Genomic DNA, 18403 nt, shown 5'->3' with positions numbered 1-18403 from the left:
GACGATTACCCCTTGCCTTTTACACTGCTGATAAAGGTGGAACGAGCGGATTTCGAGCCGAGGCGCTCAGCTTCGTTCATCAATTTCAGGGCTTTGTCGATGTCACCTTGTTTCACCGCCTGCTTAATACCGTTGTTGAAGTAGGTTTCGGTATCGCTGAGCATCGGTTCGCTTTTAGCGGCCGGCGCCGCAGCGGCTGCGGCGGCTGGCGCGGCTACCGGCGCCGCGGTGTTACCGACGGTGACCGGGCCCGGGCCGGAGGAGCCGAACAGCGGCCCCACCAGCACGCTGGAGGTGCTGTTGGTTTTCACTTTCAGCTTCAGCACGCCATCGGTGGTATGTTTGGCGATGGGATCCGGGATGTCCGGCGCCGCATTACCTGCGCCTTTGGCATAGGCTTTCGCCGGATCCAACAGGGTGGTGGTCTGCTGGAGATCTTTTTCAGTGGTAAATACCAGCACATAGAGCTTCTGCTGGCCCAGCGCCGGGGTCAGGCGCATCACGCCGCCCAGGCGATCGGCAGTCATCACGCCCGGCTGCTGATAGGTGAAGTAGTTGCTGGGGAAGAACGCCGCTGGCGTCATGTTCTGGTCGAGAATCAGCACGTTCGGCGCAAAAATCTGCTTATGTTTGTTCAGCTCGCTGTCGAGGGTCAGGGTCAGCTCACCGATATTGGCCGGCACGCTCCAGGCGGCGACCGGTCCGACGATCCCCGGTACATCCAGGCGTTGACCGCCGGTGGTTAAATCTACGCTCTGCGTCTTCGATTGATCGGCAGGCGTCCAGATCAGCTGCTGCAGCGCACTGGCTGGAATAGACGGCGCGGCGCTGGTGTTCTGCGGTACAAAGTTAACATCGGCAAGGCTCATCCCCGGCACGCATGCCAACATCCCTGCGGATAAACACAGAGCGACGAGAGTTTTCTTCATTTTCATTCTTCTCACCTTGGATAGCATCGGTTTAGCGGTAGCCAGGCAATAGCGCGCTAACCCTGAATAGTCAGGAGGGGCCGATGCCCCTCCCAGGTTACACCCGTCCTGCGGACGGTATTACCACCACACTTCCATCTGGGCACCGAAGGTAACTTCGCTGTCGTCACCGCGGCTGGAGGTGAAAGCGCCGCTTCCGCTGCTGTCTTTTGTCTGCAGACCGGAGGTGTTGCTGTAGCCCCAGTTTTCATCCCACTTCGCGTAGGTTGCGAAGATACGGATAGCCGGACGAGACCAGACGCTGTTCCCTGCCTGCCATTGCTGAGCCAGAGTAATTTTGTACTGGTTGTTGTTTTCGCTGGTACGCTGGGATTTCACGTTGTCGTAACCGATTTCCAGCTGGGTGCTCATGATCGGCGTCCATTTGTACATCGGACGAACACCCACGGTGTACCAGGTGGAGCCGTTTTTGCTGTCCAGATCCACGTCCTGGTACATCGCAACGTACATCAGGCCCCAGTCATCGTTGAAGTCCATCGCGCCGTGATCCAGAACGCGGATCATGCTGCCGTTGTTATCGATGCTGGTCCCTTGAGAGTGGCCGCTGTTCCAGGAGGTCATTGCGTCAGTGGCGTACTGAACGACAAACTTGTTGAAGCCGCCCCAGATGGACTGAGTATGTTCACCGGTCCACATCCAGCCGTCTTTCGACGCGCCGTCTTCCAGACGGTAGTCATCCTGCGGGTTAGCACGGCCGTAATCGACGCCTAACTCCAGCACGCCGCCTGGGTTGGTTTCCAGGCCCGCCAGACGGATGTCAAAGACGTCGTTGGCAGTTTTCGCAGCATATTTTTTGGTGTCATCGCTGGAGAAAGTATAAGAGCCGCCGCTTTCTGAGTTACGAGTAGCGGCCAGAGAGAGCTTACCGAAGCCAAGGTCAACGTTTTCCAGACCTGCACCCGGGCCGGAGATATCCCAGTAGTAGAAGTCGATCATGTGAACGTCATGACGCTGATAGAAGCGTTTACCCGCCCACAGCGTGGAGCCCGGCAGCCAGTCGATCAGGTTTTTACCCTGGATGTTGGCTTCACGGAACGCCGGAGAGGTGCTTTCCCAGTCATCTTCCTGATTCACGGAATAGGCAACGTTAGTATCGAAATAAAAACTCTTATCCCCTTCCTTCCACAGCTCCTGGCCCAGCTTCAGTTCCGCATAGGTTTCACATTCGTTACCAAGACGGTATTTACTTTGAGCGCCGGTCGCTTTGAAGCACTGTTGCTCGCCGCCGCTGCCGGTCCAGCCAATGCCGGAACGCGCGTAGCCATGGAAATCGACAGCCAGCGCCTGAGCAGACATAACGCCTGCCGCGACGGCGACCGCCAGTGGAAGTTTGCGCAGAGTAATCATCATTCTATCTCCTGAGATCATTGCTTTTCTTTGCACGCTTCGCCGGTGTACCGCCAGCCGGGTTCGCGCCTTTTTTTAATGGGAAGCCTTACACGCCCGGCTCTTTATGCAGCCGACGACAAGCGGTGCCATCCTCACGGAATAAATGGCAACGTTCTGGCGGCAAACCGATGGCGAATGTGGCTCCCTCTTCTACCAACACCACGTCGTTCTGGCGGTAAACCAGGTTCTGACGGATGGCGGGGATCTGGATATGAATTTGCGTTTCGTGACCTAACTGCTCGACGACCTGAACCTCGCCTTCGAGGGTCACATCGGCGATATCGCTGGGCAGTAAATGCTCCGGGCGGATACCTAAGGACATGTTGGCGCCCGCCTGAACGTTGGCGCTGTCCACCGGCAGCCAGATTTGCTGGCGGTTCGGCAGTTCAACCTGCACCTGATCGATAGCCGTCGCGGTGACTTTAACCGGCAGGAAGTTCATCTTCGGTGAACCGATAAAGCCGGCGACGAAGCGGTCAGCCGGATAGTGATAGAGTTCCAGCGGTTTCCCGACCTGCGCCACCCGGCCAGCGTCGAGGACCACGATCTTGTCCGCGAGGGTCATCGCTTCCACCTGATCGTGGGTGACATAGATCATGGTGCGGCCCAGTCGCTTATGCAGACGGGAGATTTCGATACGCATCTGGACGCGCAGGGCGGCATCGAGGTTGGAAAGCGGCTCATCCAGCAGGAAGACGCTCGGCTCAGCCACCAGGGTACGACCAATCGCCACGCGCTGACGCTGACCGCCGGAGAGGGCTTTCGGTTTACGCTCCAGCAGATGGGCCAGCTGCAGCACTTCCGCAACCTGGGTCACCCGCTGGTTAATCAGATCTTTTTTCGCGCCGGCCAGCTTCAGGCCAAACGACATATTTTCCGCAACGGAAAGGTGGGGATAGAGCGCATAAGACTGGAATACCATCCCAACGCCGCGTTCTGCCGGTGGGATCTCGTTCATGCGGGTGTCCCCGATAAACAGGTCCCCGCTGGTAATAGTTTCTAACCCGGCAATCATACGCAGCAGGGTAGATTTGCCGCAGCCCGATGGCCCGACAAACACGACGAATTCCCCTTCGTGGATATCGAGATTGATATCTTTCGATACCACCACGTCACCCCAGGCTTTCGTTACATTTCGCAGCTGTACGCTCGCCATGCCCTTCTCCCTTCGTTACAACCTGTCACTAACAGTCACATTCAAGATGGGTCGACTATGCGGCATTCATTAGCCGGGCAAATCCTCCACCCCCCGGCTTTTTTATGGGGGAGGAGATGGGAGGATGAGAGATTGGCTCTCGCCGCGGGGGATGGCGGGCGGCGCGTGATTTCGTGATGGAGGCGACAAAATTGGGCGCTTTTTTCTGTGCTCCAGGACGCAATACGGCCGTTTTTGCAATGGAGATCACACAACCAGCGGGTGGGGCGTAGACCTGGGGAGGATGGAAAGGGGTTGTTAAAAAAGGAAACTCATCATCGTTAAGCCACCGAAGTGTATCCACGAGTACAACACCAAAAAGGACGGGTATATGAAAATCAAAACTGGCGCTCGCATCCTCGCGCTGTCGGCACTGACCACGATGATGTTTTCCGCCTCTGCCCTCGCGAAAATTGAAGAAGGTAAGCTGGTTATCTGGATTAACGGCGACAAAGGCTACAACGGCCTCGCTGAAGTGGGTAAAAAGTTTGAAAAAGACACCGGCATTAAAGTTTCCGTAGAACACCCGGACAAGCTGGAAGAGAAATTCCCGCAGGTTGCGGCGACCGGCGACGGCCCGGACATCATCTTCTGGGCGCATGACCGTTTCGGCGGCTACGCGCAGTCCGGCCTGCTGGCGGAAATCACCCCGGACAAAGCGTTCCAGGACAAACTCTATCCGTTCACCTGGGATGCCGTTCGCTATAACGGCAAACTGATCGCCTACCCGATCGCGGTGGAAGCGCTGTCCCTGATTTACAACAAAGACCTGGTGCCGAACCCGCCGAAGACCTGGGAAGAGATCCCGGCGCTGGATAAAGAACTGAAAGCGAAAGGTAAGAGCGCGCTGATGTTCAACCTGCAGGAACCGTACTTCACCTGGCCGCTGATCGCTGCCGACGGCGGATACGCGTTCAAGTTTGAAAACGGCAAGTACGATGTGAAAGACGTCGGCGTGGACAGCGCAGGCGCGAAAGCGGGCCTGACCTTCCTGGTTGACCTGATCAAGAACAAGCACATGAATGCCGATACCGATTACTCCATCGCGGAAGCGGCCTTCAACAAAGGTGAAACCGCGATGACCATCAACGGTCCGTGGGCGTGGTCTAACATCGATAAGAGCAAGGTTAACTACGGCGTGACCCTGCTGCCGACCTTTAAAGGCAAACCATCGAAACCGTTCGTTGGCGTGCTGAGCGCGGGGATCAACGCCGCCAGCCCGAATAAAGAGCTGGCGAAAGAGTTCCTCGAAAACTACCTGATGACCGATCAGGGTCTGGAATCGGTTAACAACGACAAACCGCTGGGTGCCGTGGCGCTGAAATCCTTCCAGGAAAAACTGGAAAAAGATCCGCGCATCGCCGCCACCATGGCGAACGCCCAGAAAGGCGAAATCATGCCTAACATCCCACAGATGTCTGCCTTCTGGTATGCCGTTCGTACCGCGGTTATCAACGCCGCCAGCGGTCGTCAGACTGTCGATGCTGCGCTGAAGGATGCCCAGAGCCGTATCACCAAGTAAGAAAACGGCGGGTGGCGCTTGCGCTTACCCGCCCTACCACTACGGCTCGGACCGTAGGTCAGGTAAGCGAAGCGCCACCTGACAAATAAGCTTTCACCGCTGTAGAGGATGATCCCCATGGATGCCGTTAAAAAGAAACACTGGTGGCAAAGTCCGCAACTCACATGGTCTGTGATTGGCTTACTGTGCCTGCTGGTGGGTTACCTTGTTGTTTTGATGTACGCCCAGGGGGAGTACCTGTTCGCCATCATGACGCTGATTTTAAGCTCAGTTGGCCTGTATATTTTCGCTAACCGCAAGGCTTATGCCTGGCGCTATGTCTATCCCGGCCTCGCCGGCATGGGCCTGTTTGTCCTGTTTCCGCTGATCTGTACTATCGCTATCGCGTTCACCAACTACAGCAGCACCAACCAGCTGACCTTTGAGCGCGCGCAGCAGGTGCTGATGGATCGCTCCTTCCAGGCCGGCAAAGCCTATAACTTCACGCTGATCCCGGCAGGCGACGAGTGGAAGCTGGCCCTGACCGACGGTGAGAGCGGTAAAAACTACCTTTCCGACGCCTTTAAATTCGGCGGCGAGCAGAAGCTGGCGTTAAAAGAAACCGACGCCCTGCCGGAAGGCGAGCGCGCCAACCTGCGCGTCATTACCCAGAACCGCACCGCGCTGAACCAGCTGACCGCCGTGCTGCCTGACGACAGCAAAGTGATCATGAGCTCGCTGCGCCAGTTCTCCGGCACCCAACCGCTGTATACGCTTGGCGAAAACGGCGTGCTGACCAACAATCAAACCCACGTCAAATACCGCCCGAACAACGACGTTGGTTTCTACCAGGCCATCAACGCCGACGGTAGCTGGGGCACAGAAAAGCTGAGCCCGGGCTACACCGTGACTATCGGCTGGGACAACTTTACCCGCGTCTTCCACGATGAAGGCATCCAGAAACCGTTCTTCGCGATCTTCGTCTGGACGGTGGTGTTCTCGGTGCTGACCGTGGTGCTGACCGTCGCGGTGGGGATGATCCTCGCCTGCCTGGTGCAGTGGGAAGCACTGAAAGGCAAAGCGATTTACCGCGTCCTGCTGATTCTGCCGTATGCCGTACCGTCATTTATTTCGATTCTGATTTTCAAAGGTCTGTTCAACCAGAGCTTTGGTGAAATCAACATGATGCTCAGCACGCTGTTCGGCATTAAGCCGGCGTGGTTTAGCGACCCGACCACCGCGCGCACCATGATCATCATCGTCAACACCTGGCTGGGCTACCCGTACATGATGATCCTGTGCATGGGGCTGCTGAAGGCGATTCCGGACGATCTGTACGAAGCGTCGGCAATGGATGGCGCCGGCCCGTTCCAGAACTTCTTTAAAATTACCTTCCCGCTGCTGATTAAGCCGCTGACGCCGCTGATGATCGCCAGCTTCGCCTTTAACTTTAACAACTTCGTCCTGATTCAACTGTTGACCAACGGCGGTCCGGACCGTCTCGGCACCACCACCCCGGCCGGTTATACCGACCTGCTGGTGAGCTACACCTACCGTATCGCCTTTGAAGGCGGCGGCGGTCAGGACTTCGGCCTGGCGGCGGCTATCGCCACGCTTATCTTCCTGCTGGTTGGCGCGTTAGCGATTGTGAACCTGAAAGCCACACGCATGAAGTTTGATTAATTGGAATAACCAGGCGTTATTGGCGCGGGCAGTTTGGACTCGGCCAGCGCGGAAGAACCGGAGCGTACACGTAGTACGTGAGGATTCTGAGCACTGCCCGAGTTCAAAATGGCAAGCAAAATAGCCTGGTGCGAAGTCAAGGGGAGTAAAATTACAATGGCTATGGTCCAACCCAAATCGCAGAAGCTACGTTTATTTACCACGCATCTCCTGCTACTGATTTTTATCGCGGCGATTATGTTTCCGCTGCTGATGGTTATCGCCATCTCGCTGCGCGAGGGTAACTTCGCCACCGGCAGCCTGATCCCGGATACCATCTCCTGGGAGCACTGGCGTCTGGCGTTAGGCTTCAGCGTCGAACACGCGGATGGCCGCGTCACGCCGCCGCCGTTCCCGGTCCTGCTGTGGCTGTGGAACTCGATTAAGGTCGCCGGGATCACCGCGATCGGTATCGTCGCCCTCTCCACCACCTGCGCCTACGCTTTTGCCCGTATGCGCTTCCCGGGGAAAGCGACCCTGCTGAAAGGGATGTTGATTTTCCAGATGTTCCCGGCGGTGCTGTCGCTGGTGGCGCTGTACGCGTTGTTTGACCGCCTGGGCCAGTACATCCCGTTCGTCGGCCTCAACACCCACGGCGGCGTGATCTTTGCCTACATGGGCGGTATCGCCCTGCACGTCTGGACCATCAAAGGCTACTTCGAAACCATCGATGGCTCGCTGGAAGAAGCGGCGGCGCTGGATGGCGCGACCCCATGGCAGGCGTTCCGCCTCGTACTGCTGCCGCTGTCGGTGCCGATTCTGGCGGTGGTCTTTATTCTGTCGTTCATCGCGGCTATCACCGAAGTGCCGGTCGCCTCGCTGCTGCTGCGCGATGTGAACAGCTATACCCTGGCGGTAGGTATGCAACAGTATCTCAACCCGCAGAACTATCTGTGGGGCGACTTTGCCGCCGCGGCGGTACTCTCCGCCATCCCGATTACGGTCGTGTTCCTGCTGGCGCAGCGCTGGCTGGTGAACGGCCTGACGGCGGGCGGGGTGAAAGGTTAAGTTTTTTGTAACACCGGCCCCAAATTTCAGAGGAGGGCCGACGGTCTAGCCGCAATACACGACCCCAACCGGGTATTGTCGCCGTCGCCCTCAGCTGAAAAAGTAAGGCCAATGCCACTGCTATCCTCAACTGGACCCTACATAAATTCTATTTGTGACTGTTGGTCAGCGGCCCTTGAGGCCGCTTTTTTTTATTCGCGTTTCAGGCGATTAGAGTTACACAGCCAGAGCGTAATCACCAGGATCAGGATTGCGGCGGAATAAATAAGTACCGCCATCGGCGACTCATGGTCGATGATGATCAGACGCACAATCGCGGTGATGCCGATATAGACAAAATAGCGCAGCGGGAAATGGAACCCCGACTGAAAATACTTGACGATCAGCGCGATAAACTCGAAGTAGAGAAAGTAGACCACCAGACCTTCCACCAGCCGGTACTTACTGGTCGGCTCCGGGGTAAAGAGGACATCGGCCAGATGCAGCGTCTCTTTACCGAGGAAGACGATCAGGATAATCCCCAGGCACAGCAGCCCAAGATTCAAAACCGTTTGCATCGCAGTGGCGATAAAATTCACCAGTGGGCGATAAACCGACGACATATTCACACCTCATAATCAGTCCGTGTTGCGTCCGGTATAGCGCAAAAGTGTGATCCAGATCTACAGTTACCCCTCACCGCGTGGGCTTTAAATTTTTGCGCCCTCAGGGCAGGATTTCGGCAAAAGAGAAAAATGCTCTCCTTAACGGCGTGTGATCGACATAACTGATTCCCATGATTTGCATAAAAATTTGCTTATACAACCATTGTTAATCAATAGCTTAATTTACATACAAGCCTGCATGTTTAGATATGGCTAAAAATAAAATTTTTCTCCAGACCTTAATAAATAAAGGGTTATTTGAGAAAGTTTTTTTCTGCCGATTCCCTTAGCATATTTCCTCATCATCTTACGTCCAGGAATCATAATAATGTCTGACCAAACATCCTCTCTTTTTATTCGCTGGCTACAGCGAGAAGTCGTACCAGCATTAGGTTGTACTGAACCCGTTGCTATTTCATTTACCACCGCTTACGCCGCGAAACATTTAGCGATACCCTGCGAAAAAATTCGCGGTTTTATTTCTGCCAACCTGTATAAAAACGCCACGGGTGTCACGATTCCCGGCACGACAGTGAATGGCGTCGCGCTGGCCGCCGCCATCGGCGCCTTTGGCGGCGATGCCGATAAGGGATTACAGACCCTGGCAGGCATTACTTCACAGCATGTGGAACAGGCACAAGCGCTGGTGGACGCCGGCCACGTTAATATTGACGTCCAGGACACGCCTGACTTTATTCATCTCGATCTCACCCTCAGCGCCGGTGACCAGACCTGTCGCGTCGTGGTAAAAGGCACGCATACCAATGTGGTCGAGTTATATATTAATGGCGAACAGCAGCCATTACACGCCGGGGAAAATAGCGCCACAGCGCAGGCCGAACTGCCAACTTTCTCTCTCCAGGAAGCGTATGACTTTATTATCTCCACCCCGGTTGAGAATATTACGTTTATTCTGGAAGCCGCCCGCCTCAATAGCGCACTGGCTGCAGAAGGAAAATCGAAAAAGTATGGGTTGAATATTAACGGAACATTCTCTGAAGCCGTTAAAAATGGTTTGTTAAGCAATGACTTAATGAGTGAGGTCATTATCAACACCGTCGCGGCTTCCGATGCGCGTATGGGAGGCGCCCCGGTGGTGGCTATGTCGAACTTCGGCTCTGGCAACCAGGGGATCGCGGCGACCATGCCGGTGGTAACCGTCGCCGAGCATCTGAATGCCGATGAAGAGACGCTCGCTCGCGCGCTGGCGCTCTCACATCTGACGGCCATTTCCATCCATTCGCGCTATACCCGCCTGTCCGCACTGTGCGCGGCCTCCACCGCCGCCATGGGCGCCGCCGCCGGTATGGCATGGCTGTTTACCCGCAATATCGAAACCATCAACACCGCCATCATCAATATGATTAGCGATGTTACCGGCATGATTTGTGATGGCGCCTCCAACAGCTGCGCGATGAAAGTGTCCTCGGTGGTTTCCAGCGCCTTTAAATCTGTATTGATGGCGATGCAAAACCGCTGCGCCAGCGCCAACGACGGCATTGTCTGCGCCGACGTCGAACAGTCGATTAATAACCTGTGCCGCCTCGTGATTAAGCCTATGGCGCAAACTGATAAAGAGATCATTCGCATTATGGTCAGCAAATAAGACCAGCCCTTTTGTACCCCACGCAATAATGATTTATTGCCTGCACCAACAGGTATTTTACGATGAATAAAAAAGTCATATTACGCGGCGCCAGCGCCATTATGCCCCTGTGCATCGGGGACTTTCCTTTCTCGTTCATTGTTGGCGCGTTAAGCGTCAGCGCCGGAATGAGCGTCTGGCAAAGTACCGCGTGGTCGGCGATTGTGATTGCCGGCTCGGCGCAGATGCTGGCACTGAATATGTTAAAAACCGGCGCCACGCTCGGCGTGATTATTTTCACCACATTAATTATTAATCTTCGCCACGTGCTGTATAGCGCCTCTATTTCCGGTACCGTGCGCGAAGCCTCATTCTTTAAAAAATGCTTTATGTCCTATGCGCTCACCGACGAGGTGTATGCCACCACCGTCAAAGAGATGGAAGGAAATAAAAAGGAAAAATATCTGTTTTATGGCTCGGCGATGATCACCTTCTGGGCGATTTGGGTGCTGGCCGATTTTCTTGGCGCGCTGGTCGGCGCCTCGTTTCCCCACATTGAAAAATACGGTCTCGATTTCGCCATGGTCGCCGCCTTTATCGCCATCGTGGTGCCGCAAATTAAAAGCCAGGCCTGCACCGTCGCCGCGGTAGTGGCCGCCGTTTCCGGCGTGCTGTTAGTGGTCCTGCCCTACTCGCTGGGTATCGTCGTCGCCTCCGTGCTCGGCGTCCTCGCCGGCCTGTGCGTCGACCTGGCGGAAGAGCGCAAGCAGAGGGCAACAACCGAATCCGATATGCCGTTAGTGGAGGCGCTGGAAAATGAGTAATAGCTACTTTATCGCCCTGACGCTGGGCATGGCCGCGGTCACTTTTCTTATTCGTTTCTCGTTTATCGGCCTGGCCGGCAAGATCCAGATGTCTGAGCGGGTGACCAAAACATTGCGCTTCGTGCCGGTCACCGTCCTGCCGGCCATCATCACCATTCAGATCCTGAGCGTGAATTCCAGCATGGAGTTCGACTTAAAAAACCCGAAGGTGATCGCCGCTATTATCTGTACGCTCGCCAGCTTCCGTTTGGGTCTGGTGTGGGTGGTGGTCAGCGGCGTCGGCTCACTGGTGCTGTTGAATTATTTTCTGTAACTGTTTGAAGGGTAACCCCATGATTATTACTACCGCTGACGCGCCCGCCGCGATCGGTCCGTACGTTCAGGGTGTCAATCTCGGCGCGATGACCATCACCTCCGGCCAGCTGCCCATTAATCCGCAGGACGGCACCATGCCCGACGACATTGCCGAACAGGCGCGCCAGTCGCTGGAGAACGTGAAAGCCATCGTCGAAGCCGCCGGCCTCAGCGTTGGTCAGATCGTCAAAACCACGGTGTTTGTGAAAGACCTGGCGGATTTTGCCGCCATCAATGCCGCCTACGAGGCCTTCTTTACCGAACATCAGGCGGCCTTTCCGGCGCGCTCCTGCGTGGAAGTGGCCAGGTTACCGAAAGACGCTGGCGTCGAAATCGAAGCGATCGCTTTCGCCCGTTAACCCCCCGGCTGGAGGAAGAACCTCCAGCCCCTTCCCCACCGATTTTTGTCGTTCCACGTTGTTCATATTACAGGCACTATAGCCACTGAACGACCCGAGGAAAGCAGCATGTTGACTATCCGAAAGGCATTACCCGAGGACGCGCCACAACTGAGCGCGATGGGTTATGCCAGTTACCAGCACCACTTCGCCCATCTCTGGCGCAATGCCGATGAACTGGCGTTATTTCTTAAGCAAGAATATGCCGAAGATGCGCTACATCGGAGTCTGACCGATGCCAACCATCATTGGCTCATCGCCGAAGCCGCTTCCCCCGTTGGTTTCGCTAAATATAGCTATCAACAGCGAATGGCTGACGACGGCACGACTGGTACGCTGCTGCATAAGCTCTACCTGATGCCGGGGGAGACTGGCCACCGCTACGGCGAGCAGATTTTTCACGCCGTCGAGACGCGAGCAAAAACGGCCGGTGAACGCTGGCTGTGGCTGGAAGTACTCGCCGCGAATCCCGCCGCGCGCCGTTTTTACGAACGCCAGGGGATGCAGCACATCAGAGACGCAACTTTTCATTCCGCCAGCCAGCAAAGCACCTTACATATTCTGGCCAAACCGCTATGAGAGGAACTATGCCTGAGCTTCGTGACACCGGCGTACGTAACGTCGTTTGTGGTGAAAATGTCGTTATTTACCAGCCCGCCAACCTGTACGACTGCACGCTGGGTGATAACGTCTTCGTAGGGCCGTTCGTTGAGATCCAGGGGAATACCCGCATCGGCGCGGAGAGTAAAATCCAGTCTCATACCTTTATCTGCGAGTACGTCACCATTGGTCGGCGCTGTTTTATCGGTCACGGGGTGATGTTCGCCAACGATCTGTTTCGCGACGGCAAACCAAACGCCGACCGCGCCAGTTGGGGGCGGATTGAGATTGGCGACGACGTGTCGATCGGTAGCGGCGCCACGATTCTGGCCGTCAGTATCTGCGACGGCGTGGTGATTGGCGCGGGCAGCGTGGTGACGAAGTCCATCACCGAGAAAGGCGTGTGGGCGGGGAATCCAGCCCGCCTGCTGCGACGGCTGTAAAAAAAATGCCGACCATAAGGTCGGCATTCCGTCTTAGCTGCGCAAGCGTTATGCGCGCCAGGCTTTATAACGGTTAATCAGACCGTTAGTGGAGCTGTCGTGGCTGCTGACTTCGCTGCCGTCTTTCAGCTCCGGCAGGATGCGGTTAGCCAGCTGTTTGCCCAGCTCAACGCCCCACTGGTCGAAAGTGAAGATGTTGAGGATCGCGCCCTGGGTGAAGATTTTGTGCTCGTACAGAGCAATCAGCGCCCCGAGGCTGAACGGGGTGATCTCACGCAGCAGGATGGAGTTAGTCGGGCGGTTGCCTTCGAACACTTTGAACGGCACCACGTGCTCCAGGGTCGCCGGATCTTTACCCTGATCGCGATATTCCTGCTCCACCACCTCACGGGATTTACCGAAGGCCAGGGCTTCGGTCTGGGCGAAGAAGTTGGACAGCAGCTTCGGATGATGATCGGAGAGCGGGTTGTGGGTGATAGCCGGGGCGATGAAATCGCACGGTACCATTTTGGTGCCCTGATGGATCAGCTGGTAGAACGCGTGCTGACCGTTGGTGCCCGGCTCGCCCCAGATGATCGGACCCGTCTGGTAGTCCACGGCGTGGCCATTACGGTCAACATACTTACCATTGGACTCCATGTTGCCCTGCTGGAAGTAGGCGGCAAAACGGTGCATGTACTGGTCGTACGGCAGAATCGCTTCGGTTTCTGCCCCGAAGAAGTTGTTGTACCAGATACCGATCAGCGCCAGCAGTACCGGCAGGTTTTTCTCCGCCGGGGTGGTGGAGAAGTGTTTATCCATCGCATGCGCGCCGGACAGCAGCTCAACGAAGTTGTCGAAGCCCACGGAGAGAATGATGGACAGGCCAATCGCCGACCACAGGGAGTAACGGCCGCCAACCCAGTCCCAGAATTCGAACATGTTGGCGGTGTCGATGCCGAACTCGCCAACCGCTTTCGCGTTGGTGGAGAGCGCCGCGAAGTGTTTAGCCACGTGCTTGTCGTCGCCCGCGGTCGCCAGGAACCAGTCGCGCGCGCTGTGGGCGTTGGTCATGGTCTCCTGGGTGGTGAAGGTTTTGGACGCGACCAGGAACAGGGTGGTTTCCGGATTGACGCTCTTCAGCACTTCGGCAATGTGGGTGCCATCGACGTTGGAGACAAAGTGCATGTTGAGGTGGTTTTTATACGGACGCAGCGCTTCGGTGACCATGAACGGACCGAGGTCGGAGCCGCCGATACCAATGTTGACCACGTCGGTGATCGGTTTGCCGGTGTAGCCTTTCCAGCTACCGGAGATAATCGCTTCAGAGAAGGTTTTCATCTTCTCCAGCACAGCGTTCACTTCCGGCATCACATCTTTGCCATCAACCACAATCGGCGTGTTGCTGCGGTTGCGCAGCGCGACGTGGAGTACCGCGCGATCTTCGGTGCGGTTGATCTTTTCACCGGAGAACATCGACTTGATGGCGCCCGCCAGGTCGGTCTCTTTCGCCAGATCCTGCAGTTTAGCCAGCGTCTCTTCGGTGATGCGGTTTTTGGAGAAGTCCACCAGCATCAGATCGTCAAACGTCGCGGAAAACTTAGAAAAACGGTCGCTATCTTTGGCGAACAGCTCGCTGATAGTGACATCTTTCATTTCGTCGAAGTGTTTCTGTAATGCCTGCCAGGCAGAGGTCTGCGTTGGGTTGATGTTTTTCATTAGCAATACTCTTCTGATTTGAGATTGTGACTTCGGTCGATTGTAGCGCCGGTGACGGAAAATTGTGATGATTTTTGTGACTTGTCCCTGACGCCGGTCAGGAATCGGGTCAAAACGGAGTAAAAAGCCCCATTAGTATAGCTATCATAAGGCTTTTTTCTGTTAGCCGCAGGGGCATGAAAAATCCGCATAACCGCAGCGTTGACATAGCTGGCGTTAAGCCTTTATATATCCGCAGTGCTTACGTATTGTAAGTATCTATTGCTCGCGCATTTCACGCTACAGCGAAAGGGTATTCGCGGGGGATATAATGTCCTTATTCTCCCGGCCAGGTGAAAGACGTCGGTAATTGCCAGAAGAGGTGCGTTGCCCAGGTAACCGTATTGGAGGAACCAGTCCGGCGAAAATACGTGAGGGGGAGCAACGCCGAGGTGAAAGAGCGTCTGGTTACGCTCCTCACCGGCCACAGGGGCTGAATCCCCTGGGTTGTCACCAGAAACGTTCGCAGTCGGGCGTTTCATACCCGAACACTTCAGCGCCCAGAGCGGTGAGTCGGGTCTACAAGGTGGAGCACTTCTGGGTGACATCGTAGTTGTTTATCATTCTGCGCCACCCTGTTTATCGCTCTTCCCTTGTGCCATGGCTGAATAATTTGGCCTGGCTTATTAAGACATTTTGTTGCGATCCGGCGGCATCCAGCCCCTGCCAGGATCGGTGTTCAGGAATCGTTTTAATAAGTCAGGCCCCCTGACACGAGGTTGTTATGACAGATTTAGTCGTCGCCAAATTTGGCGGCACCAGCGTTGCTGATTTTGACGCGATGAACCGCAGCATTGATGTGGCGCTGCTTGATGCCAATACCCGTATTGTTGTGCTCTCCGCCTCTGCCGGCGTGACCAACATTCTGGTGGCCTTAGCGGAAGGGCTGGAACCCACCGAACGTTTTTCCCAGTTGGACGCTCTGCGCCAGATCCAGTTCAATATTCTGGAGCGTTTGCGCTATCCCAACGTGATCCGCGAAGAGATTGAGCGCCTGCTGGAAAATATCACCACGCTGGCGGAAGCCGCCGCGCTCGCCTCCTCTAGCGCGCTGACTGACGAACTGGTCAGCCATGGCGAACTGATGTCCACCCTGCTGTTTGTGGAGATTCTGCGTGAACGCGGAATTCAGGCGCAGTGGTTTGACGCCCGTAAAGTGCTGCGCACTAACGATCGCTTTGGCCGCGCCGAACCGGATATCGCCGCTGTCGCCGAACTGACCCAGCAGCAGCTGACGCCGCGTCTCGCGGAAGGCCTGGTGGTGACGCAGGGCTTTATCGGCAGCGAAGCGAAGGGCCGCACCACCACCCTCGGCCGCGGCGGCAGCGATTATACCGCCGCTCTGCTCGGCGAAGCGCTGAATGCCACCCGCGTCGATATCTGGACCGATGTGCCCGGGATCTATACGACCGACCCGCGCGTCGCGCCAGCGGCGAAACGCATCGACGTCATCGCCTTTGAAGAGGCGGCGGAAATGGCCACCTTTGGCGCCAAAGTGCTGCACCCGGCGACCCTGCTGCCTGCCGTGCGCAGCGATATCCCGGTATTTGTCGGCTCCAGTAAAGAACCGAAAGCGGGCGGTACGCTGGTGTGTAAAACCACCGAGAACCCGCCGCTGTTCCGCGCGCTGGCGCTGCGCCGCCGCCAGACGCTGCTGACGCTGCACAGCCTGAATATGCTGCACTCCCGCGGCTTCCTCGCCGAAGTGTTCGGTATTCTGGCGCGCCATAACATCTCCGTCGATTTGATCACCACCTCCGAAGTGAGCGTGGCCCTGACCATGGACACCACTGGCTCAACCTCTGCGGGCGATACCCTGCTGACCCAGGCGCTGCTGACCGAGCTCTCCTCGCTGTGTCGCGTGGAAGTGGAAGAAGACCTGGCGCTGGTTGCCCTGATCGGCAACGAGCTGTCGAAAGCCTGCGGCGTCGGCAAAGAGGTGTTTGGCGTCCTTGATCCGTTTAACATCCGCATGATCTGCTATGGCGCATCCAGCCACAACCTCTGCTTCCTGGTCCCTGGCGCCGATGCGGAGAAGGTGGTGCAGACGTTGCATCATAATTTGTTTGAATAAAATTCCTTAGCACGATAAACAATACCTATAGCCGGGCTCGAACCCGGCTTTTTTATAACAACATCAACACAACCAGCTGACCAGCTCGCCGCCCTACCGGTTCGGCGCGGCCGGTTTGCGTATCGCAAGGAACACAACATGCTCGCAACTCTGACGCGGCTGTTCCCGTTATGGGCACTGCTGCTCTCCGTTCTGGCCTATTACACCCCCACCACTTTCACCCCGATCGGCCCGTGGGTTACCACCCTGCTGATGCTGATTATGTTCGGTATGGGGGTACATCTAAAGCTGGCGGATTTCAAACGCGTCCTGTCGCGTCCGGCGCCGGTCGCTGCAGGGATATTTCTGCACTATCTGGTGATGCCGCTCGCCGCCTGGCTGCTGGCGCTGCTGTTTCATATGCCGCCGGAGCTCTCCGCCGGGATGGTGCTGGTGGGCAGCGTCGCCAGCGGGACGGCCTCCAACGTGATGATCTTTCTGGCCAAAGGGGACGTGGCGCTGTCGGTGACTATCTCCTCGGTCTCCACCCTGGTCGGCGTCATCGCGACGCCGCTGCTGACCCGTCTGTACGTCGACGCGCACATTCAGGTCGACGTCATGGGGATGTTGCTGAGCATTCTGCAGATTGTGGTCATTCCCATCGCCCTGGGGCTGATTGTCCATCATCTGCTGCCGAAGGTGGTGAAAGCGGTGGAACCGTTCCTCCCCGCTTTCTCGATGGTGTGCATTCTGGCGATCATCAGCGCGGTGGTGGCAGGTTCCGCGGCCCATATCGCGTCCGTTGGCCTGGTGGTGATTATCGCGGTGATCCTGCATAACACCATTGGCCTGCTCGGCGGCTACTGGGGCGGACGTCTGTTTGGTTTTGATGAATCCACCTGCCGTACGCTGGCGATCGAGGTAGGGATGCAGAACTCCGGCCTGGCGGCCGCGCTGGGTAAAATTTACTTCGGCCCGCTGGCGGCGCTGCCGGGAGCCCTGTTCTCCGTCTGGCATAACCTGTCCGGTTCGCTGCTGGCCGGATACTGGTCAGGGAAGCCCATCGCCAAAAAAGCCAGCAAGCGCTGAGCGTGACACGTCCGGGCGCAGGCCCGGGCGTGTGCGTTATCCAATCTGCAAACGTACTGGTTTACCTAACTTCATTAACATCATGACTAACGCATCCAGGGTAAACTTACTGGTTTTCTGATTGACCACATCTGAAATGCGTGGGCGCGAAATGCTCAACTTCGCGGCAGCATCGGCCTGCTTCAATTGATGTTCATCTATCCACTCAGCGATTTCCTGCATTAACTGTCGTTTAAGCGCCATCAACTGCTCAACTTCTTTTTCCGCTTGTCCGCGAAGCTGCTCTGCGTCAGCATCATCAAAGCCCAGTTCACTGAATATATTGCTCTCTTCAGAGGTCACATGACGGATACCATCCACACTCTTACGATTCATTTATGACTCCTGTGTTCCTGCTGTATAACCCGCAAACGGCTTCTGACAATCTGTTTTTCGTGTTCGGCGGTCCGTCGCGTCTTTTTGTTAAAACAGTGCAGGACATATATCGCCTCTGCAAAACGGGCCAGATAAATTACCCGATATGCACCGGAAAAGTGGCGCAGGCGGATTTCTTCAACCCCCCGCCCCAGTTGAGGCATTGCTTTCCAGTCCGCAGCCTCTAAACCCGACTGTAAACGATAAAGCTGAAATCCGGCATCTCTGCGGACGTCCTCAGGAAACTGGCGCAGATCGTCAAAGGAAGAGCCCATCCAGACGATACGCCTTAATCTTGGTTGCTGATTGAGCATACCACATCCTTGTATAAAATTTTATACACCACTCGCCCGATATTTATCGTCGATAACAGGTTGATCGTGCCGTTACCCTAAGCCAGTTCACCTCACGGGTCACGAACGAGGGAAATATTCTGCGAGGCGCTTTCCGGATGCGTT

General features: G+C 56.0%; 18 protein-coding genes and 1 riboswitch. Of the genes, 11 read left to right on the top strand and 7 right to left on the bottom strand.

Annotated features, from left to right (window positions below; genetic code table 11):
• Nucleotides 1-5: 5 nt before the first annotated feature.
• From malM to malK, 3 genes are all read right to left on the bottom strand, one after another.
• Nucleotides 6-935: a maltose operon protein MalM gene (malM, locus tag ABLV76_RS05975; RefSeq protein WP_008807310.1), complete on the bottom strand. Its 930-nt coding sequence runs from the start codon at nt 933-935 to the stop codon at nt 6-8.
• Nucleotides 936-1049: 114 nt separating this feature from the next.
• On the bottom strand, nt 1050-2339 hold the full coding sequence (locus ABLV76_RS05970) for a maltoporin (RefSeq protein ID WP_002884747.1): 1290 nt from the start codon (nt 2337-2339) through the stop codon (nt 1050-1052).
• A gap of 85 nt (nt 2340-2424) precedes the next feature.
• Nucleotides 2425-3534: a maltose/maltodextrin ABC transporter ATP-binding protein MalK gene (malK, locus tag ABLV76_RS05965; protein ID WP_002884743.1), complete on the bottom strand. Its 1110-nt coding sequence runs from the start codon at nt 3532-3534 to the stop codon at nt 2425-2427.
• Nucleotides 3535-3904: 370 nt separating this feature from the next.
• Between malK and malE the strand changes: the two genes are divergently transcribed.
• From malE to malG, 3 genes are all read left to right on the top strand, one after another.
• On the top strand, nt 3905-5095 hold the full coding sequence (malE, locus tag ABLV76_RS05960) for a maltose/maltodextrin ABC transporter substrate-binding protein MalE (protein WP_004206285.1): 1191 nt from the start codon (nt 3905-3907) through the stop codon (nt 5093-5095).
• Nucleotides 5096-5212: 117 nt separating this feature from the next.
• Nucleotides 5213-6757, top strand: coding sequence for a maltose ABC transporter permease MalF (gene malF / locus ABLV76_RS05955; protein WP_017900124.1), 1545 nt, complete (start codon nt 5213-5215; stop codon nt 6755-6757).
• A 156-nt stretch (nt 6758-6913) separates the two neighbouring features.
• The gene (gene malG / locus ABLV76_RS05950) at nt 6914-7804 is read left to right on the top strand and encodes a maltose ABC transporter permease MalG (RefSeq protein ID WP_002884725.1); all 891 of its coding nucleotides are present in this window, start codon (nt 6914-6916) and stop codon (nt 7802-7804) included.
• A 191-nt stretch (nt 7805-7995) separates the two neighbouring features.
• On the opposite strand, the gene psiE is transcribed toward malG, so the two are convergent.
• The gene (gene psiE / locus ABLV76_RS05945) at nt 7996-8406 is read right to left on the bottom strand and encodes a phosphate-starvation-inducible protein PsiE (protein WP_004206282.1); all 411 of its coding nucleotides are present in this window, start codon (nt 8404-8406) and stop codon (nt 7996-7998) included.
• 370 nt (nt 8407-8776) lie between these two features.
• Here psiE and ABLV76_RS05940 point away from each other — a divergent pair, with 370 nt between their 5' ends.
• The 6 genes from ABLV76_RS05940 (at nt 8777) to ABLV76_RS05915 (ending at nt 12652) form a co-directional block, all read left to right on the top strand.
• Nucleotides 8777-10054 carry an L-serine ammonia-lyase, iron-sulfur-dependent, subunit alpha gene (locus ABLV76_RS05940; RefSeq protein ID WP_049093095.1) on the top strand — a complete coding sequence of 426 codons (1278 nt, stop codon included), beginning with the start codon at nt 8777-8779 and terminating at the stop codon, nt 10052-10054.
• Nucleotides 10055-10116: 62 nt separating this feature from the next.
• Nucleotides 10117-10857, top strand: a complete 741-nt coding sequence (locus ABLV76_RS05935; RefSeq protein ID WP_004206277.1) for an AzlC family ABC transporter permease — start codon at nt 10117-10119, stop codon at nt 10855-10857.
• Nucleotides 10850-11170 carry an AzlD domain-containing protein gene (locus ABLV76_RS05930; protein ID WP_004206276.1) on the top strand — a complete coding sequence of 107 codons (321 nt, stop codon included), beginning with the start codon at nt 10850-10852 and terminating at the stop codon, nt 11168-11170. The genes ABLV76_RS05935 and ABLV76_RS05930 overlap by 8 nt, the downstream gene beginning before the upstream one ends.
• Before the next feature lie 19 nt (nt 11171-11189).
• A complete protein-coding gene (locus ABLV76_RS05925; RefSeq protein WP_043519204.1) occupies nt 11190-11570 on the top strand; it encodes a RidA family protein in 381 nt (126 codons plus the stop codon).
• Nucleotides 11571-11678: 108 nt separating this feature from the next.
• On the top strand, nt 11679-12188 hold the full coding sequence (locus ABLV76_RS05920) for a GNAT family N-acetyltransferase (protein ID WP_043519203.1): 510 nt from the start codon (nt 11679-11681) through the stop codon (nt 12186-12188).
• Between the two features lie 8 nt (nt 12189-12196).
• Nucleotides 12197-12652, top strand: a complete 456-nt coding sequence (locus ABLV76_RS05915) for an acyltransferase (RefSeq protein ID WP_032456809.1) — start codon at nt 12197-12199, stop codon at nt 12650-12652.
• A gap of 48 nt (nt 12653-12700) precedes the next feature.
• On the opposite strand, the gene pgi is transcribed toward ABLV76_RS05915, so the two are convergent.
• Nucleotides 12701-14350, bottom strand: coding sequence for a glucose-6-phosphate isomerase (gene pgi, locus ABLV76_RS05910; protein ID WP_004206271.1), 1650 nt, complete (start codon nt 14348-14350; stop codon nt 12701-12703).
• A 348-nt stretch (nt 14351-14698) separates the two neighbouring features.
• Nucleotides 14699-14934: riboswitch (Lysine riboswitch) on the top strand.
• A gap of 179 nt (nt 14935-15113) precedes the next feature.
• Between pgi and lysC the strand changes: the two genes are divergently transcribed.
• Nucleotides 15114-16463 (top strand): lysine-sensitive aspartokinase 3, encoded by a 1350-nt coding sequence (lysC, locus tag ABLV76_RS05905; protein ID WP_017900129.1) that lies wholly within the window; start codon nt 15114-15116, stop codon nt 16461-16463.
• A gap of 138 nt (nt 16464-16601) precedes the next feature.
• Nucleotides 16602-17531 (top strand): ketopantoate/pantoate/pantothenate transporter PanS, encoded by a 930-nt coding sequence (panS, locus tag ABLV76_RS05900; RefSeq protein WP_017900130.1) that lies wholly within the window; start codon nt 16602-16604, stop codon nt 17529-17531.
• 36 nt (nt 17532-17567) lie between these two features.
• Here the strand turns inward: panS and ABLV76_RS05895 are convergent, their stop codons facing one another.
• A complete protein-coding gene (locus ABLV76_RS05895) occupies nt 17568-17906 on the bottom strand; it encodes an XRE family transcriptional regulator (RefSeq protein ID WP_004206819.1) in 339 nt (112 codons plus the stop codon).
• Nucleotides 17903-18259, bottom strand: coding sequence for a type II toxin-antitoxin system RelE/ParE family toxin (locus ABLV76_RS05890; RefSeq protein ID WP_004206820.1), 357 nt, complete (start codon nt 18257-18259; stop codon nt 17903-17905). The genes ABLV76_RS05895 and ABLV76_RS05890 overlap by 4 nt, the downstream gene beginning before the upstream one ends.
• Nucleotides 18260-18403: the final 144 nt, after the last annotated feature.

Source organism: Klebsiella sp. GB_Kp047, from assembly GCF_040065235.1.
Classification (GTDB): domain Bacteria; phylum Pseudomonadota; class Gammaproteobacteria; order Enterobacterales; family Enterobacteriaceae; genus Klebsiella; species Klebsiella quasipneumoniae.
Note: the sequence above shows the minus strand (reverse complement) of the source record. Positions and strands in the feature narration are given on the sequence as shown.

Excerpts from the sequence above, each read along its gene's own strand:
- psiE (WP_004206282.1), bottom strand. The coding sequence starts at position 8,406 with ATGTCGTCGGTTTATCGCCCACTGGTGAATTTTATCGCCACTGCGATG.
- lysC (WP_017900129.1), top strand. The coding sequence starts at position 15,114 with ATGACAGATTTAGTCGTCGCCAAATTTGGCGGCACCAGCGTTGCTGAT.
- malM (WP_008807310.1), bottom strand. The coding sequence starts at position 935 with ATGAAAATGAAGAAAACTCTCGTCGCTCTGTGTTTATCCGCAGGGATG.
- ABLV76_RS05925 (WP_043519204.1), top strand. The coding sequence starts at position 11,190 with ATGATTATTACTACCGCTGACGCGCCCGCCGCGATCGGTCCGTACGTT.
- pgi (WP_004206271.1), bottom strand. The coding sequence starts at position 14,350 with ATGAAAAACATCAACCCAACGCAGACCTCTGCCTGGCAGGCATTACAG.
- malF (WP_017900124.1), top strand. The coding sequence starts at position 5,213 with ATGGATGCCGTTAAAAAGAAACACTGGTGGCAAAGTCCGCAACTCACA.
- ABLV76_RS05895 (WP_004206819.1), bottom strand. The coding sequence starts at position 17,906 with ATGAATCGTAAGAGTGTGGATGGTATCCGTCATGTGACCTCTGAAGAG.
- ABLV76_RS05940 (WP_049093095.1), top strand. The coding sequence starts at position 8,777 with ATGTCTGACCAAACATCCTCTCTTTTTATTCGCTGGCTACAGCGAGAA.
- ABLV76_RS05915 (WP_032456809.1), top strand. The coding sequence starts at position 12,197 with ATGCCTGAGCTTCGTGACACCGGCGTACGTAACGTCGTTTGTGGTGAA.
- ABLV76_RS05890 (WP_004206820.1), bottom strand. The coding sequence starts at position 18,259 with ATGCTCAATCAGCAACCAAGATTAAGGCGTATCGTCTGGATGGGCTCT.
- panS (WP_017900130.1), top strand. The coding sequence starts at position 16,602 with ATGCTCGCAACTCTGACGCGGCTGTTCCCGTTATGGGCACTGCTGCTC.
- ABLV76_RS05930 (WP_004206276.1), top strand. The coding sequence starts at position 10,850 with ATGAGTAATAGCTACTTTATCGCCCTGACGCTGGGCATGGCCGCGGTC.
- ABLV76_RS05935 (WP_004206277.1), top strand. The coding sequence starts at position 10,117 with ATGAATAAAAAAGTCATATTACGCGGCGCCAGCGCCATTATGCCCCTG.
- ABLV76_RS05920 (WP_043519203.1), top strand. The coding sequence starts at position 11,679 with ATGTTGACTATCCGAAAGGCATTACCCGAGGACGCGCCACAACTGAGC.
- malK (WP_002884743.1), bottom strand. The coding sequence starts at position 3,534 with ATGGCGAGCGTACAGCTGCGAAATGTAACGAAAGCCTGGGGTGACGTG.
- malG (WP_002884725.1), top strand. The coding sequence starts at position 6,914 with ATGGCTATGGTCCAACCCAAATCGCAGAAGCTACGTTTATTTACCACG.
- malE (WP_004206285.1), top strand. The coding sequence starts at position 3,905 with ATGAAAATCAAAACTGGCGCTCGCATCCTCGCGCTGTCGGCACTGACC.
- ABLV76_RS05970 (WP_002884747.1), bottom strand. The coding sequence starts at position 2,339 with ATGATGATTACTCTGCGCAAACTTCCACTGGCGGTCGCCGTCGCGGCA.